This is a genomic window from Pseudorhodoferax sp. LjRoot39, from assembly GCF_964253035.1.
In the GTDB taxonomy this organism is placed as follows: Bacteria; Pseudomonadota; Gammaproteobacteria; order Burkholderiales; family Burkholderiaceae_C; genus Pseudorhodoferax.
In genome coordinates this window covers 7,338,335-7,362,994 of the sequence record NZ_CAXUQL020000001.1, presented here as the reverse complement: position 1 = coordinate 7,362,994, position 24,660 = coordinate 7,338,335, and the positions used below count along the sequence as shown (strand labels likewise).

Sequence of the window (24,660 nt, the reverse complement as noted above, 5' to 3'; positions counted from 1 at the left end):
GGACACAGGCCGATGACGCCCGACAAGAAGAAGCAGAACCTGCGGACCGGCCTGATCCTGCTGTCCGTGGCGTTGGTCTTCTTCATCGGCTTCATGGTCAAGATGGTCTACCTGGGGCGCTCATGAGCATCCGGCGCGCCAACGTCCGCATGGTGGGCAAGCTGGCCGTGGTGACGGCCGGCATGTTCGCCTTCGGCTATGCGCTGGTGCCGTTGTACAACGCCATCTGCGAGATGACGGGCATCAACATCCTGTCGCTGTCCGAGCGCCAGGTGCCTGGCGTGGTGTCGAAGGTCACGCCGGAGAACACGCAGGTTGACCGCAGCCGCACGATCACGGTGGAGTTCGACGCCAACTCGCGCGGCCCCTGGGAGTTCAAGCCGGCGATGCGCTCGATGCAGGTGCATCCCGGCGAACTGGCCACCGTGATGTACGAGTTCCAGAACGTGCAGAACCGGCGCATGGCGGCCCAGGCGATCCCGAGCTATGCGCCGCGCCAGGCCGCCGCGCACTTCAACAAGCTGGAGTGCTTCTGCTTCACGCAATACACGCTGGACGCGGGCGAGAAGAAGGAATGGCCGGTGGCCTTCATCATCGACCCCAAGCTGTCCAAGGACGTGACCACGATCACGCTGTCGTACACCTTCTTCGAGGTGGGCGGCAAGACGCCGCCGGCACCGGCCAGTGCCGACGCGGCCGCGCAAACCAATAAAGAAACCAGGAGCTGAGATGAGTGCCACGACCCACGGATCCACGCCGTATTACTTCGTCCCAGGGCCCTCGCGGCATCCGATCATGGCCGCCATCGGCCTGTTCTTCGTGATCCTGGGCGCAGCCCAGTGGATCAACGGCCACGACTGGGGCAAGTGGTCGCTGGCCTTCGGCCTGCTGTTCTGGTGGGTGGTGCTGTACCAGTGGTTCCGCGATGCCGTCACCGAGAGCGAGGGTGGCCTGTACGGGCGCAAGATCGACTTCTCCTACCGCTGGAGCATGAGTTGGTTCATCTTCTCTGAGGTGATGTTCTTCGGCGCCTTCTTCACGGCCTTGTGGTGGATGCGCGTGCATTCGGTGCCGGTCCTCGGCAGCCTGGACAACGCACTGCTGTGGCCCGATTTCAAGGCCGTGTGGCCCAGCATGGCCGCTGGCGTGACCGGCTCGCCCGCCAACATCGTCGAGCCTTTCCAGGCCATGACGCCGTTCTGGCTGCCCACCATCAATACCGCGCTGCTGCTGACCTCGGGCGTGACGTTGACGATCGCCCACCATGCGCTGCAGCACGGCGAGCGCGCCAAGACCATCACCTGGATGTGGGCCACGGTGATCCTGGGCATCGTGTTCCTGTTCGTGCAGGGCTACGAGTACGTGCACGCCTACCGCGACCTGAACCTCAAGCTGAACTCCGGCCCCTACGGTTCCACCTTCTTCATGCTGACGGGCTTCCACGGCTTCCACGTGCTGGTGGGCATGCTGATGCTGTTGTTCATCACGCTGCGGCTGATGAAGGGCCACTTCACCAAGGAGCGCCATTTCGGCTTCGAAGGCGCGGCCTGGTACTGGCACTTCGTGGACGTGGTCTGGCTCGGCCTGTACGTGTTGGTGTATTGGCTTTGAGGCTGCCAGGCCTCGCATCGAAAGGGCCGCGCAGCGGCCCTTTTCATTTTTCTTCTTCCCTTACTTGCCGGCGGGAATGCCCGTTGGATGCAGATAGCCCAGTTTCCAGCCGATGAGGATGCACAGGAACAGCAGGATGGACAGTCCGACGCGCACCGCGAGCGCGCGCGCCATGTGGTTGGGGCGGGTCTTGCCGTCGGCATCCTGGCCGCCGCGCAGCATGAAGTACAGGGCGGCGCCCAGGCTGCCGATGATGGCGATGAAGGCAACCAGTGCGAAGTAGCTCATGGGGGGATTATCCGGCGCGGCGCTTCGGGCTGCGCTTCTGGCTGGTGACCTTGGCGGCGCTCGTGGGCATCGCCGGCACTGCCTCGCTGGGGCGCTGGCAGCTGTCGCGCGCGGCCGAGAAGGAGGCCCTGCAAGCGGTCATCGACTCGCAGGGGAAACTGCCCGCGCTCGACGCGCAGGCCATGCTGGGCGCGGCCGATCCGCTGGCGCTGCTGCACCGTCCCGTGCGCCTGCGCGGCCTGTGGCTCGCCGAGCGCACCGTGTTCCTGGACAACCGCCAGATGCGCGGCCAGCCGGGCTTCTACGTGCTGACGCCGCTGGCGCTGGAGAACAGTTCCACCGTGGTGGTGGTGCAGCGCGGCTGGGTGCAGCGCAATTTCGTCGACCGCACGGCGCTGCCGAAGATCCCCACGCCGGCCGGGCTGGTGGACATTGAGGGCCTCGTCGTCCCCGCGCCGTCCAGGCTTTACGAGTTCGCTGGCGAGGACAGGGGCACGATCCGGCAGAATCTGGACCTCGGCGCATTCGCCCAGGAGACCGGGCTGCCGCTGTGGCAGCAGTCGGTGCAACAGACGGGCGAGGACGGAGCGGGGCTGTTGCGTGAATGGCCGGTGCCCAGGACCGGCGTCGAGAAGCACTACGGTTATGCCTTCCAGTGGTTCGGGCTCTGCGCCCTGCTGACGGGTCTTTATGTCTGGTTCCAATTTGTCCGACGTCCCGCCGTTCGGCGCCTCGCGCGCCATGGCTGAAGCCGACCAGCCGCTGGGCCTGACGGTTCATTCGCTGCCGTCGCCGGCCGAGGCCGAAGCCGCGGGCGAGGCGGCGCAGCGCACACGCAGCGGGCGCTTGAAGATGCTGCTCGTGGTCCTGGTCTGCGCCGCGCCCGTGATCGCCTCGTACTTCACCTACTACCTGGTCCGGCCCGAGGGGCGCAGCGTGTTCGGCGAACTCATCGATCCGCAACGGCCGCTGCCGGACCTGCCGGCCGTGGACCTGGATGGCCAGACGCTGCGCCTGCCCAGTCTCAAGGGCCAGTGGTTGCTGGTCAGCGTGGCCGGCGGCGACTGCGACGCAGCCTGCGAACGCAACCTGTACCTGCAGCGCCAACTGCGCGAGAGCCTGGGCAAGGAGAAGGAGCGCGTGGACTGGGTCTGGCTCGTCGACGACGGCGCGCCCGTGCGCGAGACCCTGCGCCCGGCGCTGCAGAGCGCCACCGTGCTGCGTGTCGACCGCGCGGGCCTGGCGCAGTGGCTGGCCCCGGCGGCGGGCCAGGCCTTGCCGGCCCACCTGTACATCGTCGATCCCATGGGCAACTGGATGATGCGGCTGCCGCCAGCGCTGGACGCCGCGAGCGCGGCCAAGGCCAAGCGCGACATCGAGCGCCTGTTGCGCGCCTCGGGCTCCTGGGACAACGCGGGCCGATGACGATGGATGTGGCTTCCTACGACTGGAGTCCGATCGCCCGCATGATGCTGATGGGCGTCGTGCTCGCGCTCGGCCCGCTGGCCTGGGTGGCCCTGCGCAACCGGGGTGCCTCGCCCGCCAGGCGGCGGCGCGCGCTGACCCTGCTGACCTTGTTCCTGACCTTCGACCTGGTGCTGTTCGGCGCCTTCACGCGGCTGACCGATTCCGGCCTGGGCTGCCCGGATTGGCCCGGCTGCTACGGCAAGGCCAGCCCGATCGGCGCGCACGCGGAGATTTCCGCGGCCCAGACGGCCATGCCCACGGGCCCGGTGACCCACACCAAGGCCTGGATCGAGATGGTGCACCGCTATCTCGCGACCGCGGTGGGCGTGCTGATCCTGGCCCTGGCCGCCGTGAGCTGGGCGGCCTGGCGCCAGCGCCCGCGCGATCCGCACGCCATCCACCCGGGCTGGCCGACACTGACGCTGTGCTGGGTCTGCCTGCAGGGCGCCTTCGGCGCCTGGACCGTCACGCTCAAGCTGTTCCCGGCCATCGTCGTGCTGCACCTGTTGGGCGGGCTCGCATTGCTGGCCCTGCTGTGCGCCCAGGTCGTGCGTGATGCGCGCCGCACGGGTGCGCTGCGCGCCGTGGTGCTGTCGCCCGGCTTGCGCGGCCTGCTGTGGGGCACGGCGGCGCTGGTGCTGCTGCAGATTGCGCTCGGTGGCTGGGTCAGCACCAACTACGCGGTGCTGGCCTGCAGCGATTTCCCGACCTGCCAGGGCAGTTGGTGGCCGACGATGGACTTCGAGCAGGCCTTCCAGGTCTGGCGGCCGCTGGGCCGGCTGGCCGACGGCAGCCACATCGCCTTCCCGGCGCTCACCGCCATCCACTACGTGCACCGCCTCGCGGCCTATGCCGTGCTCGCGGCGCTGGCCGGCCTGGCCTGGCGGCTGTGGCATGTGCCCGGGCTGCAGCGGCCGGTGCGCTGGCTCGCGGCACTGGCCGCCTGGCAGTTCGGCACCGGCCTGTCGAACGTCGTGCTGGACTGGCCGCTGGTGGCCGCCGTCTCGCACACGGGCGGGGCCGCCGGGTTGGTCGTGGTGCTGACCTGGCTGCTCTGCGCCACCGAGTCCGTGCGCACGGCCGTGCCGGCTCCGCTGCAGCAGACCTTGGAGGCGGCTCGATGAGCGCCATCGATCCGCACCCCACCGCCCTCGCACGCCCCAGCATGTCGCGCTTCCAGCAGTTCTATGTCCTGACCAAGCCGCGCGTGGTGCAGCTCATCGTGTTCTGCGCGCTGATCGGCATGGTGCTGGCCGTGCCCGGCCTGCCATCCTGGATGCAGCTGCGCCAGATGGCCGTGGCCTGCCTGGGCATCTGGCTCGTGGCCGGCGCGGCCGCGGCCTTCAACTGCCTGGTCGAGAAGGGCATCGACGCGCGCATGAAGCGCACGGCCTGGCGCCCGACGGCCAAGAACGAACTCGGCGATGGCCAGACGCTGCTGTTCTCCGCGCTGCTGTGCGTCGGGGGCTCGGTGCTGCTGTACTTCAGCGTCAACGTGCTGACCATGTGGCTGACCCTGGCGACCTTCGTCGGCTACGCCGTGGTCTACACCGTCATCCTCAAGCCGCTGACGCCGCAGAACATCGTGATCGGCGGCGCCTCGGGCGCCATGCCGCCGGTGCTGGGCTGGGCTGCGATGACGGGCGATGTGGGGCCGGAGGCCATGATCCTGTTCCTGATCATCTTCCTGTGGACGCCGCCGCATTTCTGGGCGCTGGCGCTGTACCGCGTAGAGGACTACCGCAAGTCCGGCCTGCCCATGCTGCCCGTGACGCACGGCAACGAATTCACCCGCCTGCAGGTCTGGCTCTACACGCTGATCCTGTTCGCGGCCTGCCTGCTGCCCTTCGTCTACGGCATGAGCTCGTGGCTCTACCTGGCCACGGCCGTGGTGCTCAGCATCGGCTTTTGCGCCTACGGCTTCCGGCTGTGGCGCAACTACTCCGATGCGCTGGCGCGCAAGACCTTCCGCTTCTCGCTGGTTCACCTGGCCGCCCTGTTCGCGGCGCTGCTGCTGGACCACTACCTCCTGTGAACATGCTCCACCGACGCACCCTGATCGCGCTGGCCGCCGCCGGCTGCCTGGCCGCCTGCACCGACACCAAGCCCAGCTTCACGGCGGTGGACATCACCGGGGCGGACTATGCCAAGGACTTCCGCCTGACCGACCACAACGGCCAGGAACGCAGCCTGCAGGACTTCCGCGGCAAGGTGGTTGTGGTGTTCTTCGGCTTCGCGCAATGCCCCGACGTCTGTCCGACCTCCATGGCCGAGCTGGCCCAGGTCAAGCAGTCGCTGGGCGCGGACGGCGACAAGCTGCAAGGCCTGTTCGTGACGGTGGACCCCGAGCGCGACACGCCCGAGGTGCTGAAAGCCTACATGGCGAACTTCGACCCGAGCTTCCTGGCCTTGCGCACCTCGCCCGAAGGCCTGGCGGCGCTGGCCAAGGACTTCAAGGTGTACTACAAGAAGGTCGAAGGCAAGACGCCCACCAGCTACACCATGGACCATTCGGCCGGCAGCTATGTCTACGACCCGCAGGGGCGGCTGCGCCTGTACGTGCGTTACGGCTCCGGGGCCGATGCGTTGCTCGCCGATGTGCGGCAGTTGCTGAAGCAGGCCGGTTGAGCGGTCGGCCATGCGCGCACCATCCAGCCGCAAAGGCAAGTCGAGAGGACGTTGGCTGCATTGGCTGGCCGCGCTGATCCTGTGCGGGGGGCTCGTCGGGCTGGCCATTGGCTGGTGGGCGTACCAGCGCGTCGGCCGCACGCCGGGCGAGCTGATGGACTACGCGGAGCGTCGGTTGCAGGGGCATAACAAGCTCGAGACCGTGGCGCTGCCGGCCATGGGGCTGTTGCGCGGCTGGTTCGATGCACCATCCATCGCCGAGCGGCGGCGCACCGTGTTCGTCGTTCCACCGGTGCCGGAGCGGGCGGCTCCGCCGCTCACGGAGCAACCGTTGCCGCAGGGCAAGGTGTGGCGGGTCGGGCCGCAAGAGGCGCTGCTCTCGATCGCCGCCGCGGCGAAGCTGGCACGCAGCGGGGATACCGTGGAAGTGCAGGCAGGCACCTACCGGGGCGACGTGGCGGTCTGGGGCCAGAAGCAGCTGACGATCCGGGCCGTCGGTGGCCGCGTCCGGCTGATCGCCGACGGCCGCAGTGCGCAGGGCAAAGCCATCTGGGTCATCCGCAACGGCGACTTCGATATTTCGGGCTTCGACTTCGTCGGCGCGAAGGTCGCGGACAAGAACGGCGCCGGCATCCGCTTCGAAGGCGGGCACTTGCGGGTTGCGCACTGCCTGTTCTGGGGCAACCAGAACGGCATCCTGACCATCGGCAGCCAGCCCGACAGCCAGCTGGAAGTCGCGTCCAGCGAGTTCGGCTACAACGGCGACGGCGACGGCCAGAGCCACAACATCTACGTCGGCCACATCGGCCGCTTCAGCATCACGGGCAGTTACCTGCACCACGCCGACACGGGGCACCTGCTCAAGAGCCGGGCTGCGGTGAACGAGGTGTTCTACAACCGCCTGACCGACGAAGAGGGTGGCCGGGCCAGCTACGAAATGGACTTCCCCAATGGAGGGGTGGTTCGCCTGGTGGGCAATGTGGTGCAGCAGGGGCGCAGGACGGAGAACTCCGTCATGGTGAGCTTCGGCGCCGAGGGGCTGGCCCATCAGCGCAATACGCTGGAGCTCGCCAGCAACACCCTGGTCAACGACCACCCGCATGGCGGAACCTTCGTGCGCGCGGCGCCAGGAACCGAACGGGTGCTGTTGGCCAACAACCTGCTGGTGGGGCGCGGCGGCTTGCAGATTCCGGTGGAGCACACCGATGTCAACAGCCGCCAAACCGACTGGAGCGTCTTCATGCAGCCTGCACGCTACGACTACCGGGTCAACGACCGCGGCATGGCCTTGGCATACCAGGTCGTGCAGGCCGGAACGGCCGTGCCTTCGGCCCAGTATGTCCACCCTTTGCAGGTTCAGCGCCTGAACGGCCCGCCGGTGGTCGTGGGCGCGCTGCAGCCGGACACGCTGCTCGCCCGGCCTTGAATCGAATCCCCGAACCCGGATCGTGCGTCCAGAAAGCAAAACGCCAGCGCAGGCGCTGGCGTTTTGCAGGAGGGAGCCGGCGGTCAGGCGTAGTACGCCAGCGCCTTCTTCATCTTCTTCATGGCCGCCGATTCGATCTGGCGGATGCGCTCGGCGCTCACGCCGTAGTCGGCCGCCAGCTCGTGCAGCGTCATGCCGCCAGAGCCGTCGTCGTTGACCTTGAGCCAGCGCTCCTCGACGATGCGCCGGCTGCGCGGGTCCAACTCGGCCAGGGCCGTGCTGATGCCATCGCTGGCCAGCCGGTCGCGCTGGCGCGACTCGATCAGCGCCGTAGGCTCCTGCTTGGCGTCGGCCAGATAGGCGATCGGACCGTAACTGTCCTCGCCGTCGTCGGACGGGCCGGGATCGAGCATCACGTCGCCGCCCGACAGCCGGGCTTCCATCTCGATCACATCCTCGCGCTTCACGTTGAGCTGCTCGGCCATGGCCTCGATCTGGCCCTCGCTGAGCGAGTCGCGGTGGGTCTCGCCCTCGGCCGCATCGGCCTTGAAGCCCTGCTTCATCGAGCGCAGGTTGAAGAACAGCTTGCGCTGGGCCTTGGTGGTCGCCACCTTGACCATGCGCCAGTTCTTCAGGATGTACTCGTGCATCTCGGCCTTGATCCAGTGCAGCGCGTAGCTGACCAGGCGCACGCCCTGTTCGGGGTCGAAGCGCTTGACGGCCTTCATGAGGCCCACATTGCCTTCCTGGATCAGGTCGCCGTGCGGCAGGCCGTAGCCCAGGTATTGGCGGGCCACGGACACCACCAGGCGCAGGTGCGACAGCACCAGCTTTCCGGCGGCTTCCAGATCGTTGTCGTTCTTGAGCTTGCGCGCGTACTCCTGCTCCTGCTCGAGCGTGAGCATGGGCATGCGGTTGACCGCGGAGATGTACGCGTCCAGGTTGCCCAGCGGCGGGACCAGCGACCATGGGTTCGCCGTGGCAAGCGCAACGGACGTGGTTCCAGTTTGAAAACTCATACCAGATTCCTTTCCTTCAGGGGAAATACTAGCACTCTCCGGTGGTGAGTGCTAAGGGCGTTGTCTGCGCCCTTGACGGGGGTGTGGATAACCCCTTCCCGACCGAGGTTGGATGCTGGCGGACGCTCTTCGGTTCCGCGTCTTCAGCCTGGCCTAAGCGAGGGCGAAGCGGTAGACCCCGTCTTCGCCACGTCGGCGTTGCAACTGGCCGTCGAACCACAGCTTGTGCAGGTGGGCCACGGCCTCGCCCATGGCGAAGGTGGTCTGGTGCAGATCCAGCTTGCGCGTGAACAGCACGGGCAGCAGGTCGGCGCCGGTGCGCGGGCCCAGCGTGCGGCAGGCCTCCATGACGCGCTCCAGATGCTGGCGGTGGTGATCGTGCAACTGGTCGATGCGGGTGTGCAGGCCGCGGAACGGCTTGCCGTGGGCTGGCAGCGTCAGGGTCTCGGGCGGCAGCGGCCGGAACTTGTCGATGGAGTCCAGGAACAGCTGCAGCGCGTTGGCTTCGGGCTCGTTGTCGTAGACGCTGACGTTGGTCGAGATGCGCGGCAGCATCATGTCGCCGCCCACCAGCACAGCCGCTTCTTCGCAGTACAGCGCGATGTGTTCGGGCGCATGGCCGTAGCCGCTGATGCAGCGCCACGCGCGCCCGCCGATGCTCAGGTGCATGCCGTCCAGCAGGCGGATGTACTGGCGCGGCACGTCCGGCACCATGTCGGCGTAGTAGTTGGTGCGGCCGCGCACCTGCTCCAGCGCTGCCGGGTCCGCCAGCCCGTGGCTGCGGAAGAAGTTAGCGGCCGCTTCGCCGCCGTTGCCGCTGGTGCCCTGGGTATTGAGCCGGGCCACGTGGTAGTCGGTGGCGCTGATCCACAGCGGCGCGTTCCAGCGCGTGCACAGCCAATGCGCCAGGCCGATGTGGTCCGGATGCATGTGCGTGACGATCACGCGCAGGATCGGCAGGCCCTGCAACTGCGTGGCGAACACCTCTTCCCATTGCGCCTTGGCCTCGCCGCGCGCGATGCAGCAGTCCACCACGGTCCAGCCAGCGCGGCCGTCGATCTCGTCGCGCAGCAGCCAGAGGTTGATGTGGTCCAGTGCGAACGGCAACGCCATGCGGATCCAACGCATTCCGGGCACCACCTCCATGGTCTTGCCCGGCTCCGGCATCTGATCACCAAAGGGGTAGTGCAGCTGGCTTTCGAGTGCGTTCATGGAGTGTCTGCCGGTTGGGTTGACGTTGACGTAAACGTCATCTGTAATCCGATGTCATTCTAGGAATGCGCCTGCTCTTTCACCTGTCACCTCCGTATGCCCTGCCGATGACCACCGATGCCTCCTGCCCCCCGCCGTCCGACGAGACCGCCGCCGACGCCGGCACCTACAGCATCGGCGACCTGGCCCGCGAGTTCGACCTGACCACCCGCGCCATCCGCTTCTACGAGGACATGGGCCTGCTGCAGCCGCAGCGCAGCGGACCGGGCGGCCGCGTGCGCGTCTACGCCGCGCGCGACCGCACGCGGCTCAAGCTCACGCTGCGGGCCAAGCGCCTGGGCCTGTCGCTGAACGAGGCGCGCGAGATCCTCGACATGTACGACAGCCCGCGCGACACCGGCCCCCAGTTGCGCAAGTTCCTGGACGTGCTGGCCGCGCACCGCCAGGCGCTGGAGGCGCAGCTGACCGAGCTGCACGCCAACCTTGATGAAGTGAAGGCGCACGAGCGCGAGGCGCGCGCGCTGCTGGCGCGTTCCAGCTGAGCTGGCTATGATTGACGTTTACGTAAACGTCAATTACTTACCTGTCTGGAGCGCCGCGATGAGCAACCCCGTCTTCGAACCCCAGGTGGCCGACTGGTCTGCGCGTGTGCACGACAGCTTCGCCCGCCAGGGCGCGATGCAGACGCTGGGCGCGCGGCTGGCGCAGGTCGATCCGGGCCTGGTGGCGGTCGAACTGGATTGGGCGCCTGGTTTGACGCAGCAGCACGGCTTCCTGCATGCCGGCATGCTTGCCACGGCGCTGGATTCGGCCTGCGGCTACGCCGGCTTCACGCTGATGGCGGCCGATGCTGCCGTGCTGACCATCGAATTCAAGATCAACCTGCTGGCGCCGGCCAAGGGCCAGCGCTTTCGCATGGAGGGGCAGGTGCTCAAGCCCGGCCGCACCATCAGCGTGGTCGAGGGCCGGGCGCTGGCCTTCGACGACGGGCGCGAGAGGCTGGTCGCCACGATGAACTGCACGCTGATGGCCGTGGTCGGCCGCGAGGGCATTCGCCACTGAGTTCCAAGGCCCCGTCCGCGAGCGCGGAAAATGCGGTGTTTGCTGCGGCGCAGCAGATCCATTCCAGATTCCACAGCTTTGCAAAGGGAACGATCCAGATGAGCAACTCTCTCGAACACCTCCTCGCCAACAACCGCGCCTGGGCTGCCCGGGTCGAGCAGGAGCGTCCGGGCTTCTTCACCGGCCTCATGGCGCAGCAAAAGCCGCGCTACATGTGGATCGGCTGCGCCGACAGCCGCGTGCCGGCCAATGAAATCACGGGCCTGGACCCGGGCGAGGTGTTCGTGCACCGCAACGTGGCCAACGTGGTGGTGCATTCGGACCTCAACGCGCTGTCGACCATCCAGTTCGCCGTCGACCACCTGCGCGTCGAGCACATCATGGTGACCGGCCACTACGGCTGTGCCGGCGTGCGCGCCGCGCTGCTGGGCCAGCGCGTGGGCCTGGCCGACAACTGGCTGGCCCACATCGCCGACCTGCGGCTGCGCCACAGGAAGCGCATCGACCACCTGCCGACCGAGCAGCAGCGGCACGACGTGCTGTGCGAGATCAACGTGATCGAGCAGGTCGGCAACGTGGCCTTGTCCACCGTCGTGCAGGACGCCTGGGCGCGTGGCCAGCCGCTGACCATCCATGGCTGGTGCTATGGCCTCAAGGACGGCCTGGTCAACGACCTCAAGGTCAGCATCAGCGATGCTGACTCCGTGCTCGACATCTTCCGCGCGGCCATCAAGCGCTACCCCCGGCACGACAGCGGCCAGCCGCTGCAGCCCGAGGAAGACGACGAGTAGGCCGCCCGCTTTCCAAACCTCCCATCCACCTTTGAAGGAGACACCATGAGCCAAGCAAACCAAGACCCCATCGTCATCCTCGGTGCCGCGCGCACGCCCATGGGCGGCTTCCAGGGCGACTTCGCCGGCCTGGCGGCGCACGACCTGGGCGGCGTCGCGATCCAGGCCGCCGTCGAGCGTGCCGGCATCTCGCCCGAGTTGGTCGGCGAGGTCCTGTTCGGCAACTGCCTGATGGCCGGCCAGGGCCAGGCGCCCGCGCGCCAAGCCGCGTTCAAGGGCGGCCTGCCCAAGAGTGCGGGCGCCGTCACGCTGTCCAAGATGTGCGGCTCGGGCATGAAGGCGGCCATGCTGGCGCACGACATGCTGCTGGCCGGCACGCACGAGGTCATGGTGGCCGGCGGCATGGAGAGCATGACCAACGCGCCGCACCTGCTCCCGAAGGGCCGCAGCGGCATCCGCATCGGCCACGACCGCGTGATGGACCACATGATGCTGGACGGCCTGGAAGACGCCTACGAGGCCGGCCGCTCCATGGGCACCTTCGGCGAGGACTGCGCCGCCAAGTACGGCTTCACGCGCGAGGAGCAGGACCAATTCGCCGTCGCCAGCGTGCGGCGTGCCCAGGAGGCGACGGCCTCCGGTGCCTTCCGGGCCGAGATCGCGCCCGTGACGGTCAAGACCCGCGCCGGCGAGCAATTGATCGCCGTGGACGAAGGCCCGGGCAAGATCAAGCTGGACAAGATCCCCACGCTCAAGCCCGCGTTCAAGAAGGACGGCACCATCACCGCCGCCTCCAGCTCGTCGATCAACGACGGCGCCGCCGCGCTGGTGTTGGCCCGTGCCTCCACGGCGCAGCGCCTGGGCGCCAAGCCGATCGCGCGCATCGTGGCCCACACCACGCACGCGCAGGAACCCAACTGGTTCGCCACCGCGCCCGTGGGCGCCACGCAGAAGCTGCTGGCCAAGACCGGCTGGAGCGTGGCCGATGTGGACCTGTGGGAGATCAACGAGGCCTTCGCCGTCGTGCCCATGGCGCTGATGACCGAACTCGGCCTGTCGCACGACATCGTCAACGTCAATGGCGGCGCCTGCGCGCTGGGCCACCCGATCGGTGCCAGCGGCGCACGCATCATGGTCACGCTGATCCATGCGCTGCAGGCCCGGGGCAAGAAGCGCGGCATCGCCACGCTGTGCATCGGCGGCGGCGAGGCGACTGCGCTGGCACTCGAACTGCTCTGATGGCCACGGTCCTCGTCATCGGCGCTTCGCGCGGCATCGGCCTGGAGTTCGTGCGCCAGTACCGCGCGGCCGGCGACCGCGTGATCGCCACGGCGCGCGACGACGCGGGCCTGGCCGGCTTGAAGGCCCTGGGTGCCACGCCGCTGCGCGTGGACGTGGCCAACCCGGCCAGCGTGAGCGGCCTGGCCTGGCAGCTGGACGGCGAGAAGATCGACATCGCGCTCTACGTGGCCGGTGCCTGGGTCACGGCCGATGCGCGCACGCCGCCCACGCGCGAGGACTTCGACCGGCTCATGCACACCAATGTGCTGGGCGCCATGCAGGCCATTCCGCAGGTGGCGCCGCTGGTCGAGGCCGCGCCGCACGGCCGCTTTGCCTTCATCACGAGCGAGATGGGCCGCATCGCGGGCGTGGACGACAGCCTGGCCTGGGTCTACCGCGCCAGCAAGGCCGCCCTGAACATGGCGGTGGCTTCTGCGCAGCACGACTATCCGCAGGCCATCCTGGTCGCGCTGTCGCCCGGCTGGGTGCAGACCGACATGGGCGGCGCGGCCGCTCCCTTGCGCGTGGACCAGAGCGTCGCCGGCATGCGCGCCGCGCTCGACGGGCTCGGCCCCCAACACAAGGGCGCATTCCTCGACTACGACGGCAGACCTTTCGAAGGGTGGTGATGATTCAGACCTTGGAACAACTGCGCGGCCTGTACGCCGCGCCCGGCGAACGCGCGCTGCGCAAGCAGCTGGACCATGTCGATCCGCACGCGGCGCGGTTCATCGCGCTGTCGCCGTTCTGCGTGGTCGCCACGGGTGGCGTATACGGAGCCCTGCTCGACGCCTCGCCGCGCGGCGGCACGCCGGGTTTCGTCAAGCTGGCCGACGAACGCACGCTGCTGCTGCCCGATTCGGGCGGCAACAACCGGCTCGACACGCTGGAGAACCTGCTGGCCGACCCGCGCCTGGCGTTGATCTTCCTGGTCCCCAACGTGCAAGAGACGCTGCGCGTGAACGGCCGTGCGCGGCTGCGCGATGAGGCGGAGTTTGTCGACCGCTTCGCCGAGGAGCGCCAGCGCCCCAGGCTCGTGATCGAGGTGCAGGTCGAGGAGGTCTACCTGCACTGCGCCAAGGCCTTCATGCGCTCGCAGCTGTGGCAGCCCGGCACCTGGCCCGAGCGTGCTGCGCTGCCCAGCATGAACCAGATGATCCACGACCAGATCGGCGCTGGCGCGCCGACCGAGACCCAGGAGCAGATGCTGGCGCGCTACCGCGACCAGCTCGCCCAGGAAACACAAGCCTCCGCCTGAGACAACGGAACCGACCATGCTGCTGACCCCCGACCAGGAAGCCATCCGCGACGCCGTGCGCGCCTTTGCCCAGGCCGAGCTGTGGCCGCACGCCGCGCAATGGGACCGCGAACACCATTTCCCCAAGGCCGCCCACCAGGGCCTGGCTGCGCTTGGTGCGTACGGCATCTGCGTACCCGAGGAGCATGGCGGCGCCGGCCTGGACTACCTCACCCTGGCGCTCGTGCTCGAAGAGATCGCGGCCGGCGACGGCGGCACCAGCACGGCCATCAGCGTGACCAACTGCCCCGTCAACGCCATCCTGATGCGCTATGGCAACGCCGCGCAGAAGAAGCGCTGGCTCGAACCCCTGGCCCAGGGCCAGATGCTGGGGGCCTTCTGCCTGACCGAGCCGCATGTGGGCTCCGATGCCTCGGCCCTGCGCACCACGGCACGGCGCGACGGCGACGGCTATGTGATCGACGGCGTCAAGCAGTTCATCACCAGCGGCAAGAACGGCCAGGTGGCCATCGTCATCGCCGTGACCGACAAGGGCGCCGGCAAGAAGGGCATGAGCGCCTTCCTCGTGCCCACCGACACACCGGGCTACCAGGTGGCGCGGCTGGAGGACAAGCTGGGCCAGCACAGCAGCGACACGGCGCAGATCAACTTCGAGGGCTGTCGCATCCCGGCCGACCACCTGATCGGCGCCGAGGGCGAGGGCTACAAGATTGCGCTGGGCGCGCTCGAAGGCGGGCGCATCGGCATCGCTGCGCAGAGCGTGGGCATGGCGCGCAGCGCCTTCGAGGCCGCGCTGGCCTATGCCAAGCAGCGCGAGAGCTTCGGCCAGCCGATCTTCCAGCACCAGGCGGTGGGCTTCCGGCTGGCCGACTGCGCAACGCAGATCGAGGCCGCGCGCCAGCTGATCTGGCATGCCGCGAGCCTGCGCGATGCGGGCTTGCCGTGCCTCAAGGAAGCAGCCATGGCCAAGCTGTTCGCCAGCGAGATGGCCGAGCGCGTCTGCAGCGCGGCGATCCAGACGCTGGGTGGCTACGGCGTGGTCAACGACTTCCCCGTGGAGCGCATCTACCGCGACGTGCGCGTGTGCCAGATCTACGAGGGCACGAGCGACGTGCAGAAGATATTGATCACGCGCGCGCTGGCGTGACGGCCTGTCCCTGCGGCCGCATGGATGCGCGCCAGCGCGCGCTGGCCTATGCCGACTGCTGTGGCCGCTACCTCGACGCCTTGGAGGCGACGCCCGCGCCCGATGCCGAGTCGCTCATGCGCTCGCGCTACACCGCCTTCGTGCGCGAACGGGCCGACTACCTGCTGGCGACCTGGCACGCCAGCCACCGGCCCGCGCAGCTCGACTTCGACGCCGGCACGCGCTGGCTGGGCCTGCAGGTGAAGGACCACCAGCAGGTCGATGCCGAGCATGCCGAGGTCGAGTTCGTTGCCCGCCAGCGCGACGCCAGCGGTCGCGCGCACCGCCTGCACGAGCGCAGCCGCTTCGTGCGCGAGGGTGGGCGCTGGTACTACCTGGACGGTTCGCTGCACTGAACGGCCCCCGGTGCGTGGTCCAATGGTGGCCATGCGATTCGAAGCCATCTTGTTCGACTGCGACGGCGTGCTCGTCGATTCCGAACCCATCACCCACCGCGTGCTCGTCCAGGTCCTGGGCGAGCGCGGCTGGCAGATCACGCAGGAAGAGTGCATGCGCATCTTCATCGGCAAGGCCGTCAAGGACGAGGCAGCGCTGATCGAGCAGCGCACCGGCCAGCCGGTCACGGCCGAGTGGCTGCAGGCCTTCTGGGGCCGGCGCAACGCGGCGCTGGAGCGTGATCTGCTGCCCATTGCCGGGGCCCTGGAGGCGGTGCCCGCGCTGCACGAAGCCACCGGTGGGCGCATCGCCTGCGCCTCGGGTGCCGACCGCGGCAAGGTCGAGATGCAGCTGCGCAAGGTGGGCCTGTACCCGCTGTTCGAGGGCCGCATCTTCAGCGGGCACGAGATGCCGCGCTCCAAGCCCTTTCCCGACGTGTACCTCGCCGCGGCCGAGGCGCTGGGCGTGGACCCGCGCCGCTGCGCGGTGGTGGAGGACACGGTCACCGGCGTCACTGCGGGCGCAGCGGCCGGTGCCACGGTGTTTGGCTACAGCCCGGGCGGCCCTGGCCACAGCCCGGCCGAGGCCCTGCGCGCCGCCGGCGCCGCCCATGTTTTCGAGGACATGGCGGCATTGCCGGCCCTGCTGTCGTTCTGGGACTGAAGCCAGGCCGGCACCGCGCTTGCTCTGTCCTCCGCCATGCGTCGCTTCCTCGTCCTGACCAGCCGGCACCGCGCACCGTCGACCAACCTGGTGCTGGGCCTGTTGCTGGCCTTCAACGCAGGGGCCATCAACGCGGGCGGCTTTCTCGTGCTGCACCAGTACACCTCGCACATGACGGGCTTCACCTCGCAGCTGGCCGACGGGGTGGCCCTGGGGCAGACGCGTCTCGTGCTGACGGCGCTGGGCGCCTTGCTGGCCTTCGTCGCTGGGGCTGCAGCCACGGCCATGCTGGTCAATTGGGGGCGCCAGCACCGGCTGGACAGCATCTACGCCTTGCCGCTGTTCTTCGAAGCGCTGCTGATGTTCCCGTTCGGTCTGGTGGGCGCCATCACGCTGGGCTGGCAGACGCCGTTCACGGTGCCACTCACGGTCTTGCTGCTGTCCTTCATCATGGGCCTGCAGAACGCCGTGAGCTCCAAGGCCTCGGGCGGGCGTGTGCGCACCACGCACATGACAGGCAACGTGACAGACCTGGGGATGGAACTGGGCAAGCTGCTCTACCTGAACCGTACCGCCGTCGCACACCGACCGGTGCGTCACGACCGCGCCAAGCTGCGACTCACGGGGGGCCTGCTGGCCGCCTTCGTGCTGGGCGGCATCGCTGGCGCGCTTGGCTTCACGCACCTGGGATTCGTCTGCGTGGTGCCGCTCGCCGCGCTGCTGCTGACGATCTCGCTGCCGCCGCTATGGCGCGACCTGCACAAGCTGCGGCCGCTGCTGGCGCGGCCGCGCCGTCTCTAGGCGCTCAGAACAGCACGCGCGAGCGGATGGTGCCGGGCACCTGGGCCAGCTTCTCGAGCGCGCGCTCGGACGAACCGGCGTCCAGGTCGATCACCACGTAGCCGATCTTCTCGTTGGTCTGCAGGTACTGCGCCGAGATGTTGATCTGGTTGTCCGAGAAGATGCGGTTGATTTCCGACAGCACGCCCGGCACGTTGTGGTGCACGTGCAGCAGCCGGTGCTTGCCCGGGTGCGAGGGCAGCGAGACCTCGGGGAAGTTCACCGACGAGGTGGTGGCGCCCGTGTCGCTGTAGCGCACCAGCTTCTCGGCCACCTCCAGGCCGATGTTGGCCTGGGCTTCCATGGTCGAGCCGCCGATGTGCGGTGTCAGGATCACGTTGTCCAGGCCGCGCAGCGGCGACAGGAACTCGTCCTTGTTGCCGCGCGGCTCCACCGGGAACACGTCGATGGCCGCCCCCAGCAGCTTGCCGGATTGGACCGCCTCGGCCAGCGGGTCGATCTCGACCACGGTGCCGCGCGAGGCGTTGATCAGGATGGCGCCCGGCTTCATGGCCGCGATCTGCTCCGCGCCCACCATCCACTGGGTGGACGGCGTCTCGGGCACGTGCAGGGTCACGATGTCGCTGCTGGCCAGCAACTCGGCCAGGCCTACCTGGCGCGCGTTGCCCAGTGGCAGCTTGGAGACGATGTCGTGGAACTGCACATGCATGCCCAGGGCCTCGGCCAGCACCGACAGCTGTGTGCCGATGGCGCCGTAGCCCACCACACCCAGCGTCTTGCCGCGGATCTCGTAGGCGTTCTCGGCGGTCTTGAGCCAGCCGCCGCGGTGCGCGGCCGCATTCTTGGCCGGCACGCCACGCAGCAGCAGGATGGCCTCGGCGATCACGAGTTCTGCCACCGAGCGTGTGTTGGAGTAGGGCGCGTTGAACACCGCGATGCCGCGCTCGCGCGCTGCTGCAAGGTCGACCTGGTTGGTGCCGATGCAGAAGCACCCGGCGGCGACCAGCTTGTGCGCGTGCGCGAACACATCGGCGGTCAGCTGCGTGCGCGAGCGGATGCCGATGAAGTGCACGTCGGCGATCCGGCGCTTGAGTTCTTCGTCGGGCAGCGCCGAGGGCAGGGACTCGATCTGGCTGTAGCCGGCGGCGCGCAGCACCTCCACGGCGGAGGGATGGATGCCCTCCAGCAACAGGAACTTGATCTTGGCCTTGTCCAGGGAGGTCGTCGGAAGCGTCATGGATGCGGTGGCGCCAGGGCGGAAAAAAGGAGCGCGATCCTACTATGGGGCCCTGGGGCTTTCGGGCCGTGGCGGTGTTTGCCAATGCCGCCAATGCGGTCAAGGCCAGCAAACCTGGATCGTAGGCGGCAAGACTGAATTTTCAGTAATTACTGAAAATTCGATATGATCACGCACTGTGCGCAGGCCTTCGACTTCTTCCCCATCTGCCAGCCCGGCCGGCATTGCCCTGCATGTGATGGCGGCCCTGCTGTGGTTGCCGCAGGCCGGGCTGCTGGCCTGGGCCGTGCAGCGGCTGGCCGACGGGCTGGGCGTGGCCGGCGTGCTGGTGCCGGCGGCCGGCGTACTGGCCCTGGGCCTGCTGCGCGCGGTCTGCGAGGGCGCTGCGCTGCGTCGGCTGTTCGATGGCGCGCGCGCCGAGATCGCGCAGCTGCGCGCGCAACTGGGCCGGGCCCTGGCACGCCGATCGCCGCTGGATGGCGCGCGTGCATCCTCGGGTCTGGCCGCCAGTGCCATGGCCGAGCAGGCCGATGCGCTGGTGCCGCAGCTGCTGCGCTATGTGCCGGCGCGCTGGCGCGTGGCCTGCGTGCCGCTGGCCATCGTGGTCGCGGTGGCGCCGCTGTCGTGGGTGGCGGCGTTGATCCTGGTGGCCACCGCTCCGCTGATCCCGCTGTTCATGGCCCTGGTCGGCTGGCGTGCCAAGGCGGCCAGCGAGGCGCAACTGGCTGGCCTGGGCGACATGCATGGCTTCCTGCTCGACCGCTTGCGCGGTCTGGCCACCCTGCGCGCCCTCGGCGCCGTGGAGACGACTGCCCTGCGCCTGCGCGCCAGTGCCGAGCTGCTGCGCCAGCGCACCATGGCCGTGCTGCGCGTGGCCTTTCTGTCGTCCGCCGTGCTGGAGCTGTTCTCCGCCCTGGGCGTGGCGATGGTGGCGGTCTACGTGGGCTTCCACCTGCTCGGGCCCTTGCCGTTCGGCGCCTGGGGTGGGCGGCTCTGCCTGGGCGAGGGCGTGTTCATCCTGCTGCTGGCGCCGGCCTTCTTCGAGCCGCTGCGAGAGCTGTCCGCCGCCTGGCACGACCGTGCGGCCGGCGAGGCGGCGCGCCAGTCCATCGTGCAGTGGTCCGCACCGGCGCCGGCCTTGCTGGGGGCGCAGGGCGCGGCTTGTCCGGCCGGTGCCGGTGCCGTGGCGCTGCGCGTGGAGCGGCTGCGCTTCACCCACGTCGGCGCAGCGCGGCCGCTGCTGGACGGCCTGTCGTTCACGCTTGCGCCGGGTGAGCAGCTGGCCGTGGTTGGCGCCAGCGGGGCCGGCAAGTCCACGCTGCTCGCGTTGCTCGCGGGCCTGGCGCCGGCCGATGGCGGCCACATCGCCATCGACGGCGTGGCCTTGAGCGAGGCCACGGCCGCGGGCCTGCGCGCGCGCATGGCCTGGGTCGCGCAGGCGCCGCACGTGTTCGCCGGCAGCGTGCAGCACAACCTCCTGCTGGGCCGCGACGAGGTGCCGGCAGCGGCGGCGGGGCGGGTCCTGGCGCAGGCGGCGTTCGCCGGCGCCGACCGGCCGGCGCTGGCGCGCGCGATGGGCGAGGGCGGAGCAGGCCTGTCGGGCGGCGAACTGGTGCGCCTGGCGCTGGCGCGGGCAAGCCTGCAGGTCGGCGCGGGCCTGGTGCTGGCCGACGAACCCACGGCCCACCTGGACCGCGCCACCGCCGACGCCGTGATCGACGCGCTGCTCCAGCTGGCCGAAGGCCGCACGCTGGTGGTGGCCACGCACGACCCGGTGCTGCTGGCGCGCCTGCCGCGCCGCCTCGTGCTCGGAGCGGCCGCGTGACGCGCCGCCGCCGTCCCGGCGCGCTGCGCCCCGTGCTGCAACTGCTGTGGCGCGACCGGGCGCGCGCGCTGCTGGCAGGCGCCGCGCTGGCCGCCACCACGGCGCTGGCGGGCATGGCGCTGCTGGGCTTGTCGGGCTGGTTCATCAGCGCCACGGCCTTCGCAGGCCTGAGCACCGCCACGGCGTTGGCGTTCGACGTGTTCGCGCCGTCCGCCGGCATCCGCCTGCTGGCACTGGGGCGCACCGGGCTGCGCTACGCCGAGCGGCTGGTCACGCACGACGCCACGCTCGCCGTGCTGGCCGGGCTGCGCGAGCGGCTCCTGCGCGGCTGGGCACAGCCCCGCGCGGCGCACCGGCTGCTGGCCCGGCCGGCGCGGCTGCTGTTCCGGCTCACGGCCGACGTGGACGCGCTGGACGCGCTGTATCTGCGTGTGGCCGTGCCGCTCGCCACCCTGGCCGCCGCGGGCTTGGCGGCCGCACTGGTCTGGGCGTTCGCGGCTCCCTGGGCCGGACTGGGGCTGGGCGTGGCTGTGTCCGGTGGCGGCCTGCTGCTGGCCTGGCGCTGTGCGCGGCAGGCCCGGCTGCCCGCGTACCGGCGCGCCCAGGCGCAGGAACAATTGCGCGCCGTCGCCATCGACCTCGTGGCCGGCCAGACGGAGCTGGCCATGGCCGGCCGCCTGCCCGCGCAGTGCGCGGCCCTGGCGCAGGCCGACGCCCGGCTGGCCGTGGCGGAGCGGGCGCTGAACCGGCTGGAGGCGCTCACCGCCACGGGCCTGGGCGCCCTGGCCGCGGCCGTGCTGACGGCGGGCCTGTTGCTGGCGGCCTGGTGCGTGGAGCAGGGCGGCATCGGCATGCCGGCCGCCGTCGGCCTGCTGCTCGTGGCGCTGGCGGCCACCGAGCCGTTGGCCGGGCTGCGTCGCGGCGCGCTGGACTTGGGCCGCGCGCTGCTGGCCGCGCGGCGCGTCGGCCCGCGGCTGGCAGAGGAGCCCGCAACCACCGTTCTGCGCACTCCGCCAGCCGGCGTCGCATTGCAGCTGGACGCCGTGGACGCCGCACCCGCCGGCGCGGCGGCGCCTGTGCTGCACGGCATCGGCCTGCAACTGCGCGCCGGTGAGCGCGTGGCCCTGGTCGGCGCGAGCGGCGCTGGCAAGTCCACGCTGCTGGCGCTGGCGGCCGGCGAGTTGGTGCCCCTGTCCGGCGCGTGCAGCGCGCGCACGGCCTGCCTGATGACCCAGCGCAGCGAACTGTTCGCCGACAGCCTGCGCGACAACCTGCTGCTGGCCCGCCCCGGCGCGGACGACGCCGCGCTCTGGCAGGCGCTGCACGCGGCCGGTCTGGACGGCCTGGTGCACGGGCTGCCCCGCGGGCTGGACACCGTGCTCGGCGAGGGTGGCCTGGGCCTGTCCGGCGGCCAGGCGCGGCGGCTGGCGCTGGCGCGGCTGCTGCTGCGCGATGCGCCGCTGTGGCTGCTGGACGAGCCGACCGAGGCCGTCGACGCCACCACCGCGCGCGACGTGCTGGCGCGCCTGGCCACGGCCGCTGCCGGCCGCAGCCTGCTGGTCGCCACGCACCTGCGCCGCGAGGCGGAACTGGCCGACCGGCTGGTGTGCCTGGCGCGCGGCCGCATCGTTGCCGAGGCGCGCCGCGGCGAACCCCTTTTTGATCGGTTGCTGCAACAGCTGCGGCCGGATTAAGCTCTTCAACTGAACGAATTACCCGGAGAGACCCCCGCCATGGACCTCGACATCGTTTCCATCTCGCGCCTACAGTTCGCAGTCACCGCGCTCTACCACTTCCTGTTCGTGCCGCTCACGCTGGGGCTGGCCATCCTGCTGGCCATCATGGAGACGGTCTATGTCATGACGGGCCGCAGGATCTGGCGCGACATGACCAAGTTCTGGGGCGTGCTGTTCGGCATCAACTTCGCGATGGGCGTGGCCACGGGCGTGGTGCTGGAGTTCCAGTTCGGCATGAACTGGAGCTACTACAGCCACTACGTGGGCGACGTGTTCGGTGCGCCGCTGGCCATCGAGGGGCTGATGGCCTTTTTCCTGGAGGCCACCTTCGTCGGCCTGTTCTTCTTCGGCTGGGACAAGCTCTCCAAGCGCGCCCACCTCGTCGTCACCTGGCTCATGGCGCTGGGCACCAATTTCTCGGCCTTGTGGATCCTGATCGCCAATGGCTGGATGCAGAACCCGGTGGGTGCGGTGTTCAACCCGCAGACCATGCGCATGGAGGTGGTGGACTTCTTCGCGGTACTGACCAACCCGGTGGCGCAGGCCAAGTTCGTGCACACGGTGTCGGCTGGCTACGTCTGCGCGGCGCTGTTCGTGCTGGGCATCTCGGCCTGGTACGTGCGCAAGGGCCGGCACCTGGAGCTGGCCAAGCGTTCGATGACGGTGGCCGCCTCCTTCGGCCTGGCGGCCTCGCTGTCGGTGGTGGTGCTGGGCGACGAGAGCGGCTACCTCTCCACCGAGCACCAGAAGATGAAGCTGGCCTCCATCGAGGCCATGTGGAAGACCGAGCCCGCGCCCGCCGCGTTCACGGCCTTCGGCTTCCCGGACCAGCAATCGCGTGAGACGCACTACGCCATCCACATTCCCTGGGCCATGGGCCTGATCGGCACGCGCTCGCTCACGCAGGAGATCCCAGGCATCGAGGATCTGGTCAGGAGCGCCGAAGGCCACATCCGAGAGGGCATCCTCGCCTACGACGCGCTGCAGCGCATCCGCGAAGCCGGTTCGGACGAGAAGATCGCGCCGAGCGACCGCACGGCCTTCGAGGACCACGGCCAGCGCCTGGGCTACGCGCTGCTGCTCAAGCGCTACGTGGACGACCCGCGCCAGGCCACGCCCGAGCAGATCGCCAAGGCGGCCTGGGACACCGTGCCCCAGGTGGCGCCGCTGTTCTGGACCTTCCGCATCATGGTCGGCCTCGGGATCTTCTTCATCGTGCTGACGGCGGTGTTCTTCTGGCTGTCGGCGCGGCGCCGGCTGGACGCCCACCCCTGGCTGCTCAGGGTGGCGGTGTGGGCCATCCCGCTGCCGTGGATCGCGGCCGAATGCGGCTGGATCGTGGCCGAGTTCGGCCGCCAGCCCTGGGTCATCGAGGGCGTGCTGCCCACCGCCGTGGCCGTCTCCAGCCTGGGCGTGCACACGGTGCTGTTCACGCTGGCGGGCTTCATCGCCATCTACACCGTGCTGCTGGTGATCGAGCTCAAGCTGATGTTCAAGGCCATCCGTTCGGGTCCGCACGAGGAGCATCCGCCTGGCGTGGGGGCCGCGTCCGGCCCCATCGTCCACCCGTCTGCCACGCGGCTTGCCAAGGGAGCTTGAAATGGTCCTGCATGAACTGATTTCCTACGACGTGCTGCGCCTGGTCTGGTGGGCCCTGCTGGGCGCGCTGCTGATCGGCTTCGCGGTGACCGACGGTTTCGACCTGGGCGTGGGCATGCTGCTGCCCGCCGTGGCCCGCACCGACCTGGAGCGCCGCGTGGCCATCAACAGCGTGGGCCCGGTGTGGGAGGGCAACCAGGTTTGGCTGATCCTGGGCGGTGGCGCCATCTTCGCGGCCTGGCCACCGCTGTACGCGGTGTCGTTCTCGGGCTTCTACCTGGCCATGTTCGCGGCGCTGGTGCCGCTGATCCTGCGGCCGGTGGCCTTCAAGTTCCGCAGCAAGCGCGAGGAGCCGGTCTGGCGCGCGCGCTGGGACGCCGTGCTGTGCTTGTGCGGCCTGGTGCCCGCGCTGATCTTCGGCGTGGCCATGGGCAACGTGCTGCTGGGCGTGCCATTCCGCTTCGCGCCGGACATGCGCATCTTCTACGAGGGTGGCTTCTTCGGCCTGCTGACCCCATTCGCCTTGCTGGCCGGCCTGGTGTCGGTGGCCATGCTGGCCATGCACGGCAGCGCCTGGCTGCTGCTCAAGACCGAAGGCCCGGTGGCCGAGCGCGCCCGCCGCATCGGCATGGGTGCGGCACTGGCCACGCTGGTGCTGTTCGCGCTGGGCGGCGTGGTGCTGTGGAGCTTCGTGGAGGGCTACCGCATCACCAGCGTGATCGATCCGATGGGCCCATCGGCGCCGCTGCGCAAGACAGTGGAGCGCGCGGCCGGCGCCTGGTTCGCCAACTACGCGCAGCACGGCTGGACGATGGCGGCGCCCGCGCTCGGCCTGGCCGGCTGCGCACTGGCTGCGCTGGGCCTGGCGCTGCGGCGCGAGGTGCTGGCGCTGCTGGCCAGCGCGGGTGCCATCGCCGGCATCGTGCTGAGCGTGGGGGCCTCGACCTTCCCGTTCCTGCTGCCCTCGTCGCTGGACCCGCGCGCCAGCCTGACGGTGTGGGACGCCTCGTCGAGCCACCTCACGCTGTTCGTCATGCTGGTGGTCACCGCCGTGTTCCTGCCGCTCATCGTGGCCTACACCAGCTGGGTCTACAAGGTGCTGTGGGGCAAGGTCGACGCCCGCGCCATCGCGGACGGCAGCGGCCATTCCTATTGAACCGAACCTGAGGAAACG

Annotated in this window: 27 protein-coding genes; 23 read left to right on the top strand and 4 right to left on the bottom strand. The window is 69.5% G+C overall.

From position 1 onward, the window contains the following. The first annotated feature begins 12 nt into the window (after positions 1-12). From ACSQ4M_RS34380 to ACSQ4M_RS34370, 3 genes are read left to right on the top strand one after another with little or no spacing between them, the layout of a single operon-like run. Positions 13-126, top strand: coding sequence for a cytochrome oxidase small assembly protein (locus ACSQ4M_RS34380; protein WP_436193825.1), 114 nt, complete (start codon positions 13-15; stop codon positions 124-126). Then, on the top strand, positions 123-728 hold the full coding sequence (locus tag ACSQ4M_RS34375; RefSeq protein WP_436193824.1) for a cytochrome c oxidase assembly protein: 606 nt from the start codon (positions 123-125) through the stop codon (positions 726-728). Before ACSQ4M_RS34380 ends, ACSQ4M_RS34375 begins: the two co-directional genes overlap by 4 nt. A gap of 1 nt (position 729) precedes the next feature. Then, positions 730-1,611 (top strand): cytochrome c oxidase subunit 3, encoded by an 882-nt coding sequence (locus ACSQ4M_RS34370; RefSeq protein WP_436193823.1) that lies wholly within the window; start codon positions 730-732, stop codon positions 1,609-1,611. Positions 1,612-1,671: 60 nt separating this feature from the next. On the opposite strand, the gene ACSQ4M_RS34365 is transcribed toward ACSQ4M_RS34370, so the two are convergent. After that, entirely contained in the window at positions 1,672-1,899 is a 228-nt protein-coding gene (locus ACSQ4M_RS34365) for a twin transmembrane helix small protein (RefSeq protein WP_189685099.1), read from the bottom strand. A gap of 50 nt (positions 1,900-1,949) precedes the next feature. On the opposite strand from ACSQ4M_RS34365, the gene ACSQ4M_RS34360 reads away from it, so the two are divergent. The 6 genes from ACSQ4M_RS34360 to ACSQ4M_RS34335 are packed head-to-tail and all read left to right on the top strand — an operon-like array spanning position 1,950 to position 7,420. Further along, positions 1,950-2,648, top strand: coding sequence for an SURF1 family protein (locus tag ACSQ4M_RS34360; protein WP_436193822.1), 699 nt, complete (start codon positions 1,950-1,952; stop codon positions 2,646-2,648). Then, entirely contained in the window at positions 2,590-3,324 is a 735-nt protein-coding gene (locus ACSQ4M_RS34355) for a hypothetical protein (RefSeq protein WP_436193821.1), read from the top strand. The genes ACSQ4M_RS34360 and ACSQ4M_RS34355 overlap by 59 nt, the downstream gene beginning before the upstream one ends. Next, positions 3,321-4,490, top strand: coding sequence for a COX15/CtaA family protein (locus ACSQ4M_RS34350; protein ID WP_436193820.1), 1,170 nt, complete (start codon positions 3,321-3,323; stop codon positions 4,488-4,490). Before ACSQ4M_RS34355 ends, ACSQ4M_RS34350 begins: the two co-directional genes overlap by 4 nt. Next, positions 4,487-5,401: a heme o synthase gene (gene cyoE / locus ACSQ4M_RS34345; protein ID WP_436193819.1), complete on the top strand. Its 915-nt coding sequence runs from the start codon at positions 4,487-4,489 to the stop codon at positions 5,399-5,401. The genes ACSQ4M_RS34350 and cyoE overlap by 4 nt, the downstream gene beginning before the upstream one ends. A 2-nt stretch (positions 5,402-5,403) precedes the next feature. Next, positions 5,404-5,994: an SCO family protein gene (locus ACSQ4M_RS34340; protein ID WP_082551258.1), complete on the top strand. Its 591-nt coding sequence runs from the start codon at positions 5,404-5,406 to the stop codon at positions 5,992-5,994. Positions 5,995-6,004: 10 nt separating this feature from the next. Then, entirely contained in the window at positions 6,005-7,420 is a 1,416-nt protein-coding gene (locus ACSQ4M_RS34335; RefSeq protein WP_436193818.1) for a hypothetical protein, read from the top strand. An 83-nt stretch (positions 7,421-7,503) separates the two neighbouring features. Here ACSQ4M_RS34335 and rpoH read toward each other — a convergent pair whose 3' ends face one another. Both rpoH and ACSQ4M_RS34325 read right to left on the bottom strand, forming a co-directional pair. Then, complete coding sequence (gene rpoH, locus ACSQ4M_RS34330; protein WP_436193817.1) at positions 7,504-8,439, bottom strand: RNA polymerase sigma factor RpoH; 936 nt, start codon at positions 8,437-8,439, stop codon at positions 7,504-7,506. Positions 8,440-8,592: 153 nt separating this feature from the next. Then, positions 8,593-9,651, bottom strand: a complete 1,059-nt coding sequence (locus ACSQ4M_RS34325) for an MBL fold metallo-hydrolase (RefSeq protein WP_436193816.1) — start codon at positions 9,649-9,651, stop codon at positions 8,593-8,595. 107 nt (positions 9,652-9,758) lie between these two features. On the opposite strand from ACSQ4M_RS34325, the gene ACSQ4M_RS34320 reads away from it, so the two are divergent. From ACSQ4M_RS34320 to ACSQ4M_RS34275, 10 genes are all read left to right on the top strand, one after another. Continuing rightward, positions 9,759-10,193, top strand: coding sequence for a MerR family transcriptional regulator (locus ACSQ4M_RS34320; protein WP_436193815.1), 435 nt, complete (start codon positions 9,759-9,761; stop codon positions 10,191-10,193). A 58-nt stretch (positions 10,194-10,251) separates the two neighbouring features. After that, entirely contained in the window at positions 10,252-10,713 is a 462-nt protein-coding gene (locus ACSQ4M_RS34315) for a PaaI family thioesterase (protein WP_436193814.1), read from the top strand. Between the two features lie 98 nt (positions 10,714-10,811). Beyond that, positions 10,812-11,504 carry a carbonate dehydratase gene (gene can / locus ACSQ4M_RS34310; RefSeq protein WP_436193813.1) on the top strand — a complete coding sequence of 231 codons (693 nt, stop codon included), beginning with the start codon at positions 10,812-10,814 and terminating at the stop codon, positions 11,502-11,504. 45 nt (positions 11,505-11,549) lie between these two features. Beyond that, positions 11,550-12,743, top strand: coding sequence for an acetyl-CoA C-acyltransferase (locus tag ACSQ4M_RS34305; protein ID WP_436193812.1), 1,194 nt, complete (start codon positions 11,550-11,552; stop codon positions 12,741-12,743). Next, positions 12,743-13,414 carry an SDR family oxidoreductase gene (locus ACSQ4M_RS34300; RefSeq protein WP_436193811.1) on the top strand — a complete coding sequence of 224 codons (672 nt, stop codon included), beginning with the start codon at positions 12,743-12,745 and terminating at the stop codon, positions 13,412-13,414. The genes ACSQ4M_RS34305 and ACSQ4M_RS34300 overlap by 1 nt, the downstream gene beginning before the upstream one ends. Further along, positions 13,414-14,043, top strand: coding sequence for a pyridoxamine 5'-phosphate oxidase family protein (locus tag ACSQ4M_RS34295; RefSeq protein ID WP_436193810.1), 630 nt, complete (start codon positions 13,414-13,416; stop codon positions 14,041-14,043). The genes ACSQ4M_RS34300 and ACSQ4M_RS34295 overlap by 1 nt, the downstream gene beginning before the upstream one ends. Before the next feature lie 16 nt (positions 14,044-14,059). Then, positions 14,060-15,190 (top strand): acyl-CoA dehydrogenase family protein, encoded by a 1,131-nt coding sequence (locus tag ACSQ4M_RS34290; RefSeq protein ID WP_436193809.1) that lies wholly within the window; start codon positions 14,060-14,062, stop codon positions 15,188-15,190. A 20-nt stretch (positions 15,191-15,210) separates the two neighbouring features. Then, positions 15,211-15,585, top strand: coding sequence for a YchJ family protein (locus ACSQ4M_RS34285; RefSeq protein WP_436194121.1), 375 nt, complete (start codon positions 15,211-15,213; stop codon positions 15,583-15,585). 22 nt (positions 15,586-15,607) lie between these two features. Continuing rightward, positions 15,608-16,288: an HAD family hydrolase gene (locus ACSQ4M_RS34280; RefSeq protein WP_436193808.1), complete on the top strand. Its 681-nt coding sequence runs from the start codon at positions 15,608-15,610 to the stop codon at positions 16,286-16,288. Positions 16,289-16,324: 36 nt separating this feature from the next. Next, positions 16,325-17,089, top strand: coding sequence for a YoaK family protein (locus ACSQ4M_RS34275; protein ID WP_436193807.1), 765 nt, complete (start codon positions 16,325-16,327; stop codon positions 17,087-17,089). A 4-nt stretch (positions 17,090-17,093) separates the two neighbouring features. Here the strand turns inward: ACSQ4M_RS34275 and serA are convergent, their stop codons facing one another. Continuing rightward, positions 17,094-18,326: a phosphoglycerate dehydrogenase gene (serA, locus tag ACSQ4M_RS34270; protein ID WP_436193806.1), complete on the bottom strand. Its 1,233-nt coding sequence runs from the start codon at positions 18,324-18,326 to the stop codon at positions 17,094-17,096. Between the two features lie 178 nt (positions 18,327-18,504). Between serA and cydD the strand changes: the two genes are divergently transcribed. The 4 genes from cydD to cydB are packed head-to-tail and all read left to right on the top strand — an operon-like array spanning position 18,505 to position 24,642. Continuing rightward, positions 18,505-20,151, top strand: coding sequence for a thiol reductant ABC exporter subunit CydD (gene cydD, locus ACSQ4M_RS34265; protein WP_436193805.1), 1,647 nt, complete (start codon positions 18,505-18,507; stop codon positions 20,149-20,151). Beyond that, entirely contained in the window at positions 20,148-21,845 is a 1,698-nt protein-coding gene (locus ACSQ4M_RS34260; RefSeq protein WP_436193804.1) for an amino acid ABC transporter ATP-binding/permease protein, read from the top strand. The genes cydD and ACSQ4M_RS34260 overlap by 4 nt, the downstream gene beginning before the upstream one ends. Positions 21,846-21,884: 39 nt before the next feature. After that, entirely contained in the window at positions 21,885-23,486 is a 1,602-nt protein-coding gene (locus ACSQ4M_RS34255; protein WP_436193803.1) for a cytochrome ubiquinol oxidase subunit I, read from the top strand. A gap of 1 nt (position 23,487) precedes the next feature. After that, entirely contained in the window at positions 23,488-24,642 is a 1,155-nt protein-coding gene (gene cydB / locus ACSQ4M_RS34250; RefSeq protein WP_436193802.1) for a cytochrome d ubiquinol oxidase subunit II, read from the top strand. Positions 24,643-24,660 lie beyond the last annotated feature (18 nt).

Coding starts and splice junctions, on each gene's coding strand:
- ACSQ4M_RS34380 (WP_436193825.1), top strand. CDS start 13: ATGACGCCCGACAAGAAGAAGCAGAACCTGCGGACCGGCCTGATCCTG.
- ACSQ4M_RS34375 (WP_436193824.1), top strand. CDS start 123: ATGAGCATCCGGCGCGCCAACGTCCGCATGGTGGGCAAGCTGGCCGTG.
- ACSQ4M_RS34370 (WP_436193823.1), top strand. CDS start 730: ATGAGTGCCACGACCCACGGATCCACGCCGTATTACTTCGTCCCAGGG.
- ACSQ4M_RS34365 (WP_189685099.1), bottom strand. CDS start 1,899: ATGAGCTACTTCGCACTGGTTGCCTTCATCGCCATCATCGGCAGCCTG.
- ACSQ4M_RS34355 (WP_436193821.1), top strand. CDS start 2,590: ATGTCTGGTTCCAATTTGTCCGACGTCCCGCCGTTCGGCGCCTCGCGC.
- ACSQ4M_RS34350 (WP_436193820.1), top strand. CDS start 3,321: ATGACGATGGATGTGGCTTCCTACGACTGGAGTCCGATCGCCCGCATG.
- cyoE (WP_436193819.1), top strand. CDS start 4,487: ATGAGCGCCATCGATCCGCACCCCACCGCCCTCGCACGCCCCAGCATG.
- ACSQ4M_RS34340 (WP_082551258.1), top strand. CDS start 5,404: ATGCTCCACCGACGCACCCTGATCGCGCTGGCCGCCGCCGGCTGCCTG.
- ACSQ4M_RS34335 (WP_436193818.1), top strand. CDS start 6,005: ATGCGCGCACCATCCAGCCGCAAAGGCAAGTCGAGAGGACGTTGGCTG.
- rpoH (WP_436193817.1), bottom strand. CDS start 8,439: ATGAGTTTTCAAACTGGAACCACGTCCGTTGCGCTTGCCACGGCGAAC.
- ACSQ4M_RS34325 (WP_436193816.1), bottom strand. CDS start 9,651: ATGAACGCACTCGAAAGCCAGCTGCACTACCCCTTTGGTGATCAGATG.
- ACSQ4M_RS34320 (WP_436193815.1), top strand. CDS start 9,759: ATGACCACCGATGCCTCCTGCCCCCCGCCGTCCGACGAGACCGCCGCC.
- ACSQ4M_RS34315 (WP_436193814.1), top strand. CDS start 10,252: ATGAGCAACCCCGTCTTCGAACCCCAGGTGGCCGACTGGTCTGCGCGT.
- can (WP_436193813.1), top strand. CDS start 10,812: ATGAGCAACTCTCTCGAACACCTCCTCGCCAACAACCGCGCCTGGGCT.
- ACSQ4M_RS34305 (WP_436193812.1), top strand. CDS start 11,550: ATGAGCCAAGCAAACCAAGACCCCATCGTCATCCTCGGTGCCGCGCGC.
- ACSQ4M_RS34300 (WP_436193811.1), top strand. CDS start 12,743: ATGGCCACGGTCCTCGTCATCGGCGCTTCGCGCGGCATCGGCCTGGAG.
- ACSQ4M_RS34295 (WP_436193810.1), top strand. CDS start 13,414: ATGATTCAGACCTTGGAACAACTGCGCGGCCTGTACGCCGCGCCCGGC.
- ACSQ4M_RS34290 (WP_436193809.1), top strand. CDS start 14,060: ATGCTGCTGACCCCCGACCAGGAAGCCATCCGCGACGCCGTGCGCGCC.
- ACSQ4M_RS34285 (WP_436194121.1), top strand. CDS start 15,211: ATGGATGCGCGCCAGCGCGCGCTGGCCTATGCCGACTGCTGTGGCCGC.
- ACSQ4M_RS34280 (WP_436193808.1), top strand. CDS start 15,608: ATGGTGGCCATGCGATTCGAAGCCATCTTGTTCGACTGCGACGGCGTG.
- ACSQ4M_RS34275 (WP_436193807.1), top strand. CDS start 16,325: ATGCGTCGCTTCCTCGTCCTGACCAGCCGGCACCGCGCACCGTCGACC.
- serA (WP_436193806.1), bottom strand. CDS start 18,326: ATGACGCTTCCGACGACCTCCCTGGACAAGGCCAAGATCAAGTTCCTG.
- ACSQ4M_RS34255 (WP_436193803.1), top strand. CDS start 21,885: ATGGACCTCGACATCGTTTCCATCTCGCGCCTACAGTTCGCAGTCACC.
- cydB (WP_436193802.1), top strand. CDS start 23,488: ATGGTCCTGCATGAACTGATTTCCTACGACGTGCTGCGCCTGGTCTGG.